Source organism: Halotalea alkalilenta (assembly GCF_001648175.1).
GTDB classification, from domain to species: Bacteria; Pseudomonadota; Gammaproteobacteria; order Pseudomonadales; family Halomonadaceae; genus Halotalea; species Halotalea alkalilenta_A.
Window position 1 is genome coordinate 2595523 of the sequence record NZ_CP015243.1, and the last position, 12764, is coordinate 2608286.

Annotated in this window: 10 protein-coding genes; 8 read left to right on the top strand and 2 right to left on the bottom strand. The window is 63.2% G+C overall.

Annotated elements, in window-relative coordinates; all coding sequences use genetic code 11:
* Nucleotides 1-36 precede the first annotated feature (36 nt).
* Nucleotides 37-753: a GntR family transcriptional regulator gene (locus A5892_RS11530; protein WP_082890421.1), complete on the bottom strand. Its 717-nt coding sequence runs from the start codon at nucleotides 751-753 to the stop codon at nucleotides 37-39.
* A 472-nt stretch (nucleotides 754-1225) separates the two neighbouring features.
* On the opposite strand from A5892_RS11530, the gene A5892_RS11535 reads away from it, so the two are divergent.
* A complete protein-coding gene (locus A5892_RS11535; RefSeq protein WP_150123530.1) occupies nucleotides 1226-2647 on the top strand; it encodes an NCS1 family nucleobase:cation symporter-1 in 1422 nt (473 codons plus the stop codon).
* 224 nt (nucleotides 2648-2871) lie between these two features.
* On the opposite strand, the gene A5892_RS11540 is transcribed toward A5892_RS11535, so the two are convergent.
* Nucleotides 2872-4368, bottom strand: a complete 1497-nt coding sequence (locus A5892_RS11540; RefSeq protein ID WP_064124465.1) for a CoA-acylating methylmalonate-semialdehyde dehydrogenase — start codon at nucleotides 4366-4368, stop codon at nucleotides 2872-2874.
* A gap of 526 nt (nucleotides 4369-4894) precedes the next feature.
* Here A5892_RS11540 and A5892_RS11545 point away from each other — a divergent pair.
* From A5892_RS11545 to pheT, 7 genes are all read left to right on the top strand, one after another.
* Nucleotides 4895-5788 (top strand): OmpA family protein, encoded by an 894-nt coding sequence (locus A5892_RS11545; protein WP_027349255.1) that lies wholly within the window; start codon nucleotides 4895-4897, stop codon nucleotides 5786-5788.
* A 191-nt stretch (nucleotides 5789-5979) separates the two neighbouring features.
* Nucleotides 5980-7881 carry a threonine--tRNA ligase gene (gene thrS / locus A5892_RS11550; protein ID WP_064122926.1) on the top strand — a complete coding sequence of 634 codons (1902 nt, stop codon included), beginning with the start codon at nucleotides 5980-5982 and terminating at the stop codon, nucleotides 7879-7881.
* A 69-nt stretch (nucleotides 7882-7950) separates the two neighbouring features.
* The gene (gene infC / locus A5892_RS11555; protein ID WP_211266599.1) at nucleotides 7951-8451 is read left to right on the top strand and encodes a translation initiation factor IF-3; all 501 of its coding nucleotides are present in this window, start codon (nucleotides 7951-7953) and stop codon (nucleotides 8449-8451) included.
* Between the two features lie 111 nt (nucleotides 8452-8562).
* Nucleotides 8563-8757: a 50S ribosomal protein L35 gene (rpmI, locus tag A5892_RS11560; protein ID WP_027349252.1), complete on the top strand. Its 195-nt coding sequence runs from the start codon at nucleotides 8563-8565 to the stop codon at nucleotides 8755-8757.
* Nucleotides 8758-8793: 36 nt separating this feature from the next.
* Nucleotides 8794-9147, top strand: a complete 354-nt coding sequence (gene rplT / locus A5892_RS11565) for a 50S ribosomal protein L20 (protein WP_027349251.1) — start codon at nucleotides 8794-8796, stop codon at nucleotides 9145-9147.
* 166 nt (nucleotides 9148-9313) lie between these two features.
* Nucleotides 9314-10315, top strand: a complete 1002-nt coding sequence (pheS, locus tag A5892_RS11570; RefSeq protein ID WP_064122927.1) for a phenylalanine--tRNA ligase subunit alpha — start codon at nucleotides 9314-9316, stop codon at nucleotides 10313-10315.
* 51 nt (nucleotides 10316-10366) lie between these two features.
* Nucleotides 10367-12763, top strand: a complete 2397-nt coding sequence (gene pheT, locus A5892_RS11575; RefSeq protein WP_064122928.1) for a phenylalanine--tRNA ligase subunit beta — start codon at nucleotides 10367-10369, stop codon at nucleotides 12761-12763.
* Nucleotide 12764 lies beyond the last annotated feature (1 nt).

Below are 12764 nucleotides of genomic sequence, written 5' to 3' on the forward strand. Positions count from 1 at the left end.
CTCTTCCGTCCGGCCTGGCGGTCTGCCGGACGTGGATCAGGAAGCGGCGAACAGCCGCTCGAAGTCAGGCTCGGCCACGGTGTCCTGGGTGAAATCCAATCCGCTGACGATCTCCTCCAGGTGGGCGCTCATCCACTGGGACGCCGCCACGGGATCGCGCGACTCCACCAGGGCGAGCAGTTCATCGTGGCTGCAGGTGCAGCCGGTGTGCCGGGAGTCGCCGTAGACCGCGATGATCAGCGAGCTGCGGGAAACCAGCTGCGAGATGAAATCCAGTAGCGACTCGTTGCCGGTCAGGGCGACCAGGCCCGTATGGAACTGCCCCGATAGCCGGATTGCCTCCGAGCGGCGGCGCTGCGTCAGGGCCTGGCGCTCGGCCTCGGTCAGCTGGCGAAGACGCACCAGGTCCTTTGCGGTGTGACGCTCGACCACTGAGATCATCGCGCTGCTTTCGAGCATCCTGCGGGCGTCGAAGACGTCGTGGGCCTCCGTCGGAGAGGGGTGGCTGATCTGCGCGCCGCGGTTGGGCACCAGCGTCACCAGGCGCTCGAGCGCGAGACGTTGCAACACCCGGCGGATGCCGGTTCGACTGATCTTGAACGCGCTCGCCAGGGCGTCCTCCGGCAGCCGGGCGCCGGGCGGCAGCTTGTGCTCGACGATCGCCTCCCATAACGCGCGATAGATGGCGTCGTCGCGGCGGCCGGCACCAGTCATGCTGGCGTTGAAGAGATGGAACTGGCGCATCGCGCTCATGACGTCTCCATGTCGGGTGCTGGATCGGCGCTCGGGTCTCCGATCGATGATGAATTCCTACCGATGGTTAGCTAGGCAACCTTCATGCCATCCCAGTCCGGCCGCGATGGCGGCGCGGGAAGGAAACAAAAACCGAGAAAATAGTATACAAAAATGTTCACGTTTGGTGCGCCAATCGAGTCGATCGCACTGTCGTAGTGCCAATGGCAACGCGATCGGTAGCCTCTCGATGTAAGAGAGGCGGGCTCAGGCGTGAGGAGAGCGCCCGCTGCCGGGGCGCGCGCGCTGTGTCCTCGAGTTGGCACGATGATTGTATACGATATTGGATGTAAGGCATTGGTCCGCTGCCGGGCCTTTCAATTCCAATCAACCTCGGTAACTCGACATGCCCCAACCTTCAGATAGCCGGCTGCAGGCGCCGACTGCCATGGGTGCAACAGCCACTGCCCTGGATGGCGATGCCGCAGTCCCCATGCCTAAGCCTGGCTACAGCGAGCGTCTCTACAACGCTGACCTGGGACCGGTGAAGCAGGACTGGAGCGCCTACAACATCTTCGCCTTCTGGCTTTCCGACGTGCACAGCGTCGGCGGCTACGTGGTCGCGGCCAGTCTCTTCGCCCTTGGTCTCGCCGGCTGGCAGGTGATGACCTCCCTGGTGGTCGGGATCTGTATCGTCCAATTCTTCGCCAATTTGATGGCGCGCCCATCGCAGCAGGCCGCGGTGCCGTTCCCGGTGATCTGCCGGATCTCCTTCGGAGTGTTCGGTGCCAACGTGCCGGCGCTGATCCGCGGACTGATCGCACTGGTCTGGTATGGGATCCAGACCTTCCTCGCCTCCAACGCCCTGACCATCGTGCTGCTGCGCTTCTTTCCCTCGCTGGGCGAGCTGGCCAATGGACAGTTCCTCGGGCTCTCCGCGCTGGGTTGGCTGAGCTTCATGCTGCTTTGGCTGCTGCAGGCGATGGTGTTCTGGCACGGCATGCAGGCGATCCGGCGCTTCATCGACTGGAGCGGTCCTGCGGTCTACATCGCGATGTTCGTGCTCGCCGGTTGGCTGCTCTACCACGCTGGTTGGGACAACGTGAGCTTCACGCTCAGTGATCAGGTGCTGTCACCCAGCCAGCAGGCCTGGCAGATGATCATCGCGGCGGTGATCGTCGCCGGGTACTTCGCTGGCCCGACGCTCAACTTCGGTGACTTCAGCCGCTACTGCCGTAGCATGGCGGCGGTGAAAAAGGGCAACTTCTGGGGACTGCCGGTCAACTTCGTGGTCTTCGCCGCCACTACCGTGATGATGGTCTCGGCCACTCTGCCGGTGTTCGGCGAGATGATCGATGACCCGATCGAGACCGTGGCCCGGCTCGACAACACCTATGTGGCGCTGATCGGCGCGCTGACCTTCGTCACCACCACGGTGGGAATCAACATCGTCGCCAACTTCGTCGCGCCGGCGTTCGATTTCGCCAACGTGGCGCCAAGGCTGATCAGCTTTCGTACCGGCGGCCTCATCGCCGCGGTCGGCTCGGTGTTCCTGATGCCGTGGAAGCTCTTCAACAATCCCGAGCTCATCCACTACACCGTGGGCGCGCTCGCCGCGGTCATCGGTCCGCTCTACGGCATTTTGCTGGTCGATTTCTACCGGGTACGCCGCGGCCTGATCGACGTCGATGGATTGTTCTCCACCGATCCCAAGGGGACCTATTGGTACAAGAACGGGGTCAATCCGAGAGCGATCAAGGCGTTGATCCCCGCCGCCATCGTTGCCCTGGGAATCAACTTCGGCCCTCAGTTTGGTGACCTGCACTACTTCTCGCTGTTCATCGGTGGGATCGTCGGTGCGCTTTGCTACGCTTGGTTCGCCCGCGACATCAAGGCCAGCTACGCGGGACGCTGAGTTCGAGGGTGGGAAGGTTGCCGAAAAATGACCGGCTGGATTCAGGGCTGGACGGGTGTCGGAGCAGCGAAAAGGGGGCGCCCGATGGCGCTCCCTTTCCCTTTTGCGTTGCTATCCACGTGCGGTGATCCGCACGATCAGGTTCGTCTAGACAGCGGCGCCGGGAGGCTCGAAAGGATGATGCCCGCAGAAGGCTGCGGGCATCATGGGTGGGTGGCGATGGATCAGAGCGTGGGCATGCTGTAGTGGTTGGTGCGCTCCCTGAGGCCTGACGGCCAGCGCGCGGTCACCGTCTTCATCCGGGTGTAGAAACGCACCCCGTCCGGGCCGTGGACATGCAGCGCGCCGAAGATCGAACGCTTCCAGCCACCGAAACTGTGGAAGGCCATCGGTACCGGGATCGGCACGTTGACCCCGACCATCCCGACCTGGATCTGCTCGCAGTACTGCCGCGCGCTGTCTCCGTCGCGGGTGAAGATCGCGGTGCCATTGCCGAACTCGTGGGCGTTGACCATCGCCACCGCCTCATCGAAGCTCGCTGCCCGGGCGATCGCCAGTACCGGTCCGAAGATCTCTTCGTCGTAGATCCGCATGCCGGGCTTGACCTGATCGAACAGCGTACCGCCGATGAAATAGCCACCGCTCTGGTCATCGAGCTCGCGACCGTCGCGGACCAGCTCGGCGCCTTCCTCGACCCCGGCGGCGATGTAGGCGCGGACCTTGTCGAGGTGCTGACCGGTCACCAGCGGTCCCATGTCGTGGTCGGGGCCCTCGACGATGCTCTGGCCGACCCGCAGGCCGTCGAGCCGCGACAGCAGCTTCTCGCGCAGCAGCGAAGCGGTCTCGTCACCGACCGGTACGGCGACCGAGATCGCCATGCATCGCTCGCCGGCGCTGCCGTAGGCGGCGCCCATCAGTGCATCGGCGGCCTGGTCGAGGTCGGCATCGGGCATGATCACCATGTGGTTCTTGGCCCCGCCGAGGGCCTGCACGCGCTTGCCGTGCTGCGAGCCGGTGGCGTAGACGTATTCGGCGATCGGGGTGGAGCCGACGAAGCTGACCGCCTGGACGCGCGGATCGGTGAGCAGGGTATCGACCGCTTCCTTGTCACCGTTGATCAGGTTGAGTACGCCGTCGGGAAGGCCTGCCTCGGTGAACAGCTCGACGATGCGCAGGGTCGCCGAGGGGTCCTTCTCCGAGGGCTTGAGCACGAAGGTGTTGCCGGCGGCGATGGCGATCGGGAACATCCACAGCGGCACCATGGCCGGGAAGTTGAACGGGGTGATGCCGGCGCAGACGCCGAGCGGTTGCATCATCGAGAAGCTGTCGACCCCGGTGCCGACGTTGAGCGAGTGCTCGCCCTTTTGCAGATGGGGCATGCCGCAGGCGAACTCGACCACTTCGATGCCGCGGGTGAGCTCGCCGCGGGCGTCCGACAGCACCTTGCCGTGTTCGGAGGCGATCAGGCGTGCGATCTCGTCGGTGTGCTCCTCGAGCAGGGCCTTGTACTTGAACAGCACGCGGGAGCGCTTGAGCGGGGAGGTGGCGGCCCAACCGGGAAAGGCCTTGGCGGCGGCTTGGATGGCGCTCTCGGTATCGGCCTTTGAGGCCAGCGATACTTCGGCGGACTGGGTGCCGGTGGAGGGGTTGAAGACCGCAGCGGTGCGGGTGGAGTCGAGGCCCGTCATGCGGCCGTCGATGTAGTGCTGGATGCGCTTCATGAGAACGAAAACCCCCTGGTTGGAACTGATTGTGATGATCCGAGGATAAGCCGCGCGGATGTCGAAATAGGTATTCAATCGCTGACGTTCGAGTGGGAATGTGGTTGAGCGTCATTGTCGTTTAGCGACAATTATATCTCTGGCCTTATTTCCAGCGTGCGAAATCAACGCATTGTGGCTATCCTTCTGCTCGATGCCGAACACGATGGGAATCGCTTTGGTGTGAGACCGAACGTGGGCCGGGGTCTCGTTGCAGTACTCGTTCGATCGTTTCCGCATAGAAGTGGCGGCGATTGAAAACGCTGTTCGAGTATTGCATCATGCTCTCGCTTGGGGCACTTTGTGCTCGCCAGAAGGAGTATGGAGCGCTCGGCCGTAAGGGCGTTCCACGGGCCGAGACGGCATGGATGAGCTTCCTGCGGAAGCGTTTCGAGTAAATAGTCCAGGCTGGTCGGGTCGCCTAATAAATCGGAATCGCTCGAGTAACACTTCGTTACGATGGCGTTGTATCAAGAAGGAGTCTTGCATGAACAAATCTGCGACTGGCTTACTGCTAGGGTCCGCCCTGGTGCTGGGGCTGTCTGGCTGTGCCAGCTCGAATCAGTCCCCGACTGGCTCTAGCGCCTCACCGTGGTACCAGAACAAAGTCGTCTGCGGCATCGCAGGCGGTCTGATCGGCGGCGGCCTTGGCTACTCCGTCAGCGGTAGCAGCGACGAAGAAACCGGTGCTGCCATCGGTGCTGTGGCGGGTGCTACCGCTGCTGCGCTGCTGTGCAAATCTCCGGATACCGGCGTTGCGGATTCCGATGGCGATGGCGTCCCGGATGACATCGACGAGTGCCCGGGTACTCCGGCTGGCGTTGCTGTAGACGCTCGTGGTTGCCCGCTCGACACCGACGGCGACGGCGTACCGGATTACATGGACGAATGCCCCGGAACTCCGGCTGGCGTTGAAGTCGACGCGCGCGGTTGCCCGCTCGACTCCGACGGTGACGGCGTGCCGGACTACATGGACCAGTGCCCGGATACCCCGGCCGGCGTTGAAGTCAACGCTCTCGGCTGCCCGGCCAACCTGGTGCTCCGTGACATCCACTTCGCGTTCGACTCGTACGAGCTGACCGACGACTCCAAGCAGACCCTCAATGTGGTCGCCGAACGTCTGTCCGCCAACCCGAACGTCAGCGTTCGCGTCGAAGGCCACACCGACTCCGTCGGCACCGCGGCCTACAACCAGCGCCTGTCCAAGCAGCGTGCCGACTCGGTGGCCGAATACCTGTCCACCCAGGGTGTCGACTCCGCTCGCTTGACCACCGAAGGCTTCGGCTTCACCCGTCCGGTGGCGTCCAACGACACCGCCGAAGGGCGTGCGCAGAACCGTCGTGTGGAAATCGCACCGATCGAGAACGGCTCCAGCAACTAAGCCGGCTGTGCGATGATCAAAGGGGCGCCTTCGGGCGCCCCTTTTTCGTTTTGATCCCACCGCTTCCCGATGGTGGACGTTGTGGCTGGCGCGCTGCTAAAGTCGCACCTCTTCTTCGCTTCCAGGCACTTGCGTGCATCATTCAAGTGCGCCCTGGTATGGCGCACCACTGAATAGTTAAGGATTTACCCATGCCCACCATTACGCTGCCGGATGGCAGCCAGCGCAATTTCGATGCTCCCGTCACCATCATGCAGATCGCCGAGTCGATCGGTCCAGGGCTGGCCAAGGCCGCCGTGGCCGGCAGGATCGATGGCGTGCTGGTCGACACCGCCGATGTAGTCGATCGCGACGCCCAGGTGAGCATCGTCACGATCAAGGACCGCGAGGGGTTGGAGATTGTTCGTCACTCCTGCGCGCACCTGGTGGGCCACGCAGTGAAGCAGCTCTATCCCGAAGCCAAGATGGCGATCGGGCCGGTGATCGAAGATGGTTTCTATTACGACATCGACTTTGGCCATTCGATCACTCCCGATGATCTCAAAGCGATCGAGGAGCGCATGCAAGCGCTGATCGACCGCGACTACGAAGTCGAGAGGGTATACGTCGATCGCGACCAAGCGATGCGCACCTTCGTCGAGCGCGACGAGCCCTACAAGCAGGAGTTGGTCTCTGGCATTCCCGAAGGCGAGACCATTCGCCTCTACCATCACCAGGAATACGTCGACATGTGCCGCGGACCGCACGTGCCGAACACCCGGTTGATCAAAGCGTTCAAGCTGCTCAAACTGGCCGGTGCCTACTGGCGCGGCGACGCCTCCAAGCCGATGCTGACTCGTATCTACGGCACGGCTTGGGAAGACAAGAAGGCGCTCAAGGCCTACCTGCATCGGCTCGAGGAAGCCGAGAAGCGCGACCATCGCAAGATCGCGCGCAAGCTCGATCTCTTTCACCAGCAGGAAGAGGCGCCGGGCATGGTGTTCTGGCACCCGCGGGGCTGGGCGCTGTGGCAGGCGGTCGAGCAGTACATGCGCGAGGTCTACAAGGATGGCGGCTACCAGGAGATCCGTACGCCCCAGGTGATGGATGTGAGCCTGTGGAAGAAGTCCGGCCACTGGGACAACTATGCCGAGAACATGTTCTTCACCGAGTCGGAGAAGCGCGAGTACGCGCTCAAGCCGATGAACTGTCCCGGCCATGTCCAGGTGTTCAACTCAGGCCTGCGTAGCTATCGCGAACTGCCGATACGCTATGGCGAGTTCGGTGCCTGCCATCGCAACGAGCCCTCGGGGGCGCTCCATGGCATCATGCGTGTGCGCGCCTTCACCCAGGACGATGGTCATATCTTCTGCACCGAGGAGCAGATCGAGTCCGAGGTCACCGCTTTCCACGCCCAGGCGCTGAAGGTCTATGCCGATTTCGGTTTCGACGATATCGCGGTGAAGATCGCGCTGCGCCCGGACAAGCGCATCGGCAGCGAGGAGGCATGGGACCATGCCGAGAACGCACTGCGTTCGGCGCTATCCGCGTGCGGTGTCGAGTGGCAGGAGCTGCTGGGAGAGGGCGCCTTCTATGGTCCCAAGATCGAGTACCATATGAAGGACTGCCTCGGCCGTGAATGGCAGGTGGGGACCATGCAGGTCGACCCGATGATGCCTGCACGCCTGGGTGCCCAGTACGTTGCCGAGGACGGCAGCCGCAGGACGCCGATCATGCTCCACCGCGCGATCGTCGGTTCCTTCGAGCGCTTCATCGGTATCCTGATCGAGCACCATTCGGGGGCGATGCCGACCTGGCTCGCGCCGGTGCAGGCGGTGGTGATGAACATCACCGATGCCCAGGCCGGGTACGTGAGCGAGTCCGTTGGCTTCTTGCAGCGAAACGGGATCCGTGTCAAGGCGGACTTGAGAAACGAGAAGATCGGCTTTAAAATTCGGGAACATACGCTGCAAAAAATTCCCTATTTACTTGTCGTCGGTGACAAGGAGGTAGAGAATCGCACCGTCGCGGTCAGAACGCGCAGTGGTGAGGATTTGGGAGCGCTCTCCCTCGACTCTCTGCTTGAACGGCTCAAGGCCGAGTGCGCGAAGTGACCGTTCCAAACTGACTACGGAGATGTAGAGATCAAGCGGAACAATCAACGCGGACGCCCGCAGGAAAAACTGCCTCCCATCAACGATCGCATTCGCGCCGACGAGGTCCGCCTCATCGACCCCGAAGGTGAGCAGCTCGGCGTAGTGCCGATGCGCGACGCCTTGGCCAAGGCCGAGGAAGCTGGGCTCGATCTGGTACAGATTTCCAACGGCGAGCCGATCGTCTGCAAGATCATGGACTACGGCAAGTTCGTCTTCGAGCAGAAAAAACAGAAGTCTGCGCAGAAGAAGAAGCAGAAGCAGGTCCAGATCAAAGAGGTCAAGTTCCGTCCAGGGACTGACGAGGGAGACTATCAGGTCAAGCTCCGCAACCTGATGCGCTTTCTCGAAGACGGGGACAAAGGCAAGGTCACGCTGCGCTTCCGCGGCCGTGAGATGGCACACCAGGACCTCGGCCGCAAGCTGATGGAACGCATCGAGAGCGATCTCGGTGACTTGGTGGTGGTCGAATCACGCCCCCGCATGGAAGGTCGCCAGATGACCATGATGCTGGCCCCTAAGAAGAAGTGATCCGGCGGCGGTACAACGGATGCCTGGTGGGTGCTTGCGTAGCCACCGGGAATCGGCCCCGGGTTTTCTAAACAAAGCGGCGTTCTTCGCTGCAATGGAGTTTTTCACCCCATGCCTAAGATCAAGAGCAATCGTGGCGCGGCCAAGCGCTTCAAGAAGACTGCCAACGGCTTCAAGCACAAGCAGTCCTTTCGCAGCCACATCCTGACTCACAAGTCGACCAAGCGTAAGCGTCAGCTGCGCGGGATGAAGCAGCTGCACGCGGCTGATCGTCAGCTGATCGCCCGTATGCTGCCGAACCTCTAAGCTCGGTCAACTTCGTAAACTCGTCAGGAGAACATCATGCCCCGCGTCAAACGTGGTGTCACAGCGCACCGTCGTCACAAGAAGATCCTCAAGCAGGCCAAAGGCTATTACGGCGCTCGTTCGCGCGTCTTCCGCGTAGCCAAGCAGGCCGTGATCAAAGCCGGTCAGTACGCCTATCGCGACCGTCGTCAGCGCAAGCGTCAGTTCCGTGCCCTGTGGATCGCTCGTATCAATGCGGCTGCCCGCATCCATGGCCTGTCCTACAGCCGTTTCGTCGCAGGCCTGAAGAAGGCTGGCGTCGAAATCGACCGCAAGGTGCTCGCGGATCTGGCGGTTCACGAGAAGGCTGCCTTCGGCGCCATCGTCGAGAAGGCCAAGGCCGCTCAGTGAGCCGCGTCCCATCGACTTCTGGTCGATAGAGACGCCGGTGCCTGGCACCGAAGGGGGGAAGAGCGGCTGCTCTTCCCCCCGTTTTTTGTCGAGGTCCGGGCGGCTGCCTTGCTCGGGCTTGGAGGCGTGCAAGACACGCCGAGCATTCAAGACTTCGGAGAAACCGATGGATCATCTGTCCGCGCTGGTCGACGAGGCGCGTACCGCCGTTGCCGCCGTTGATTCGACTCAGGCGCTCGACGAGGTGCGGGTTCGATTCCTGGGCAAGAAGGGCGCTTTGACCCTGGAGCTCAAAGGGCTCGGCAAGCTCAGCCCGGAGCAGCGCCCGGCGGCAGGCGAGGCGATCAACCAGGCCAAGCAGGCGGTTTCCTCGCTGCTCGACGCCAAGCGCGAGATGCTCGAGCGCGCGGCGCTCGATGCCAAGCTCGCCGCAGAACGGATCGATGTCACTCTGCCGGGGCGTGGCGAGCGGCCGGGGGGGTTGCATCCGGTGACCCGCACGCTCGAGCGGGTCGAGCAACTGTTCTGCGAGATCGGCTACAGCGTTGCCGAAGGGCCTGAAATCGAAGACGACTATCATAACTTCGAGGCGCTCAACATCCCTTCCCATCACCCTGCGCGGGCGATGCACGACACCTTCTACTTCGACGCCGGCTACCTGCTGCGTACCCACACCTCGCCGGTGCAGGTCCGTACGATGGAGCAGCAAGCGCCGCCTTTGCGCATCGTTTGTCCGGGACGGGTCTATCGTTGCGACTCCGATGTCACCCACAGCCCGATGTTCCACCAGATCGAAGGTCTCTTCGTCGACGAGAACGTAAGCCTCGCGGACCTCAAGGGCACCATCGAGGCATTCCTGCGCGCCTTCTTCGAAGGCGATGAGATCGAGGTGCGCTTCCGGCCATCCTATTTTCCCTTCACCGAGCCTTCGGCCGAGGTCGACATTCGAATCCAGCGCGAGGGACGGGGCGCCTACAGCGGCTGGCTCGAAGTCATGGGCTGCGGCATGGTCAATCCCAAGGTGTTCGAATACGTCGGTATCGACCCCGAGCGCTATTCCGGTTTCGCCTTCGGCATGGGCGCGGAGAGGTTGGCGATGCTGCGCTACGGCGTGGGCGATCTACGGCTCTTCTTCGACAACGACCTGCGCTTCCTGCGCCAGTTCTGAGCTTTTCAGTCTTGGAACCCTGAACATTCGCTGCGAGACAAGCGAGGCAACATGAAGTTTTCAGAACAGTGGTTGCGCCAGTGGGTGTCGCCGGCGCTGGATATCCAAGGAATTGCCGACCAGATCACCATGGCCGGTCTCGAGGTCGACTCGGTCGAAGCGGTCGCTCCGGCCTTCAGCGATGTAGTGATAGCTCGGGTCGACGCGCTCGAGCGGCATCCCGATGCCGACAAACTGAGCATCTGCCAGGTCGACGATGGAGAAAATCGCTGGCAGGTGGTGTGCGGGGTGCCCAACGTCGCCGCCGGGCAGCGGGTGGCGCTGGCGAGGGTTGGAGCGCTGCTGCCGGGCGGATTGAAGATCAAGAAGGCCAAGCTGCGCGGTGTCGAGTCCCACGGCATGCTCTGCGGCGCTTCCGAGCTCGGTCTCGAGGAGCAGCACTCGAGCGGAATCATGGTGCTGCCCGAGGACGCGCCGATAGGCACGCTGCTGCGCGACTGGATGAAGCTGGACGACAGCGTGGTCGATGTCGACCTCACCCCCAACCGCGGCGACTGCCTGAGCCTGCGCGGGCTGGCTCGCGAGGTTGGCGTGCTCAACCGGCTGGCGGTGCAGGAGCCCGAGATTCCCGCGGTGGAGGTGCGCAGCGAGCGGACTTTTCCGATCCGCATCGAGGCCTTCGATGCCTGTCCTCGCCTGGCCACTCGGGTGGTCGAAGGAGTCGATGCCTCGGCACCGACGCCGCTTTGGATGCAGGAGCGACTGCGGCGCAGCGGAGTGCGCTCGATCGATCTGATCGTCGACATTACCAACTACGTGATGCTCGAGCTCGGCCAGCCGCTGCACGGCTGCGATCTCGACCAGCTCGAAGAGTATCTCTGCGTGCGGATGGGAAGAGAAGGTGAGCGGCTGACCTTGCTCGATGGTCAGGAAATGACACTGCGCGCGGACACCGTGGTCATCGGCGACGCCAAAGGGCCGCTGGAAATCGCCGGGATCATGGGCGGCGAGCGCTCAGGGGTCACCGCCAGCACGCGCAACGTGCTGCTCGAGGCTGCGTTCTTCACGCCACTTGCGATGGCCGGCAAGGCGCGTTCCTATGGCCTGCACACCGATGCCTCCCAGCGTTTCGAGCGCGGGGTCGACATCGCTCTACAGGAGCTGGCGATCGAGCGTGCCACAGCGCTTCTGGTCACGCTTGCCGGTGGACGGCCAGGTCCTTTGGTCACCCTCGCCGATGAGACGCAGCTGCCCAGTCGCGACGACGTCCTGCTCGATCACGGCCAGGTCGAGCGCCTGCTCGGCATCGCGCTCGAAGCGGGCGAGATCGAGGACATCCTGGTGCGGCTCGGCTTCTCGCTGAGCGTCGAGAGCGAGGGCCGCTGGCGGGTGGCAGTGCCGAGCTGGCGTTTCGACGTCACCCAGGCGGCGGATCTGATCGAGGAGCTGGCCCGTGTCCACGGCTACGATCGTCTCCCGGTGCACTACCCGAGCGCGCATCTCGCGCCGGTTCCAAGATCCGAGGCCCAGCGCTCCAAGGCGCTGCTGCGCGACCAGCTGATCGCGCGTGGCTACCAAGAGGCGATCACCTACAGCTTCGTCGCCCCCGAGTTGCAGGCGCGGTTGCTGCCCGATGCCCTCGCCCCGAGCCTGGCCAATCCTATCTCGGTCGATATGTCAGTGATGCGCGCCGGCCTCTGGCCGGGACTGATCAAGGCGCTGGGCCACAACCTCAACCGGCAGCAGAGCCGGGTGCGGATGTTCGAGATCGGCATGGTGTTCGAAGGGCAGTGCGGCGAATCGCTCGTCCAGACCCAGCGGGTCGGTGGCGTGGTCTGTGGGTCCCGTGATCCCGAGGGTTGGAGCGCGCGCCGCGATGCGGTCGACTTCTTCGATCTCAAAGGCGACGTCGAGAGCCTCCTCGCACTGGGCGGCGACGCCGCCAGCTGGCGCTTTGAGTCCGCGGAGCATCCCGCGCTGCATCCGGGCCAGAGCGCGCGGATCCTGCGTCGAGTCGATGGCGAGGAGCGCACCGCCGGCTGGATCGGCGCGCTGCACCCCGGGCTTCGTGCCGCGCTCGGCATCAAGATCGAGGTGTTCCTGTTCGAGCTCGATCTGGGCCTGTTGCAGGCCGGTACGCTGCCCGAGTTCTCAAGCCTCTCGCGTTTCCCCGAGGTGCGTCGCGATCTGGCGTTGGTCGCTGATCAGGCGCTGCCGGTGGCATCGCTGCTCGAGGCGATGCGCACGAGCGCTGGCGAGTGGTTGAGCGATCTGCGCTTGTTCGATGTCTACCAGGGCAAAGGAGTGGAAGAGGGGCGTAAGAGCCTTGCGCTAGGCTTGACCTGGCAACATCCTTCGCGCACGCTCAACGATGAAGAGATCGAAGGGTTCGTCAAGGCGGTCGTCGTGGGCGTTGAACAACGCTTCGGGGTGACGCTGAGACGCTAGG

What these genes read in the sequence shown, in the direction of transcription:
- A5892_RS11535 (WP_150123530.1), top strand. Translation starts at nt 1,226, where the DNA reads ATGCCTAAGCCTGGCTACAGCGAGCGTCTCTACAACGCTGACCTGGGA.
- thrS (WP_064122926.1), top strand. Translation starts at nt 5,980, where the DNA reads ATGCCCACCATTACGCTGCCGGATGGCAGCCAGCGCAATTTCGATGCT.
- rpmI (WP_027349252.1), top strand. Translation starts at nt 8,563, where the DNA reads ATGCCTAAGATCAAGAGCAATCGTGGCGCGGCCAAGCGCTTCAAGAAG.
- pheS (WP_064122927.1), top strand. Translation starts at nt 9,314, where the DNA reads ATGGATCATCTGTCCGCGCTGGTCGACGAGGCGCGTACCGCCGTTGCC.
- A5892_RS11545 (WP_027349255.1), top strand. Translation starts at nt 4,895, where the DNA reads ATGAACAAATCTGCGACTGGCTTACTGCTAGGGTCCGCCCTGGTGCTG.
- A5892_RS11530 (WP_082890421.1), bottom strand. Translation starts at nt 753, where the DNA reads ATGAGCGCGATGCGCCAGTTCCATCTCTTCAACGCCAGCATGACTGGT.
- pheT (WP_064122928.1), top strand. Translation starts at nt 10,367, where the DNA reads ATGAAGTTTTCAGAACAGTGGTTGCGCCAGTGGGTGTCGCCGGCGCTG.
- rplT (WP_027349251.1), top strand. Translation starts at nt 8,794, where the DNA reads ATGCCCCGCGTCAAACGTGGTGTCACAGCGCACCGTCGTCACAAGAAG.
- A5892_RS11540 (WP_064124465.1), bottom strand. Translation starts at nt 4,368, where the DNA reads ATGAAGCGCATCCAGCACTACATCGACGGCCGCATGACGGGCCTCGAC.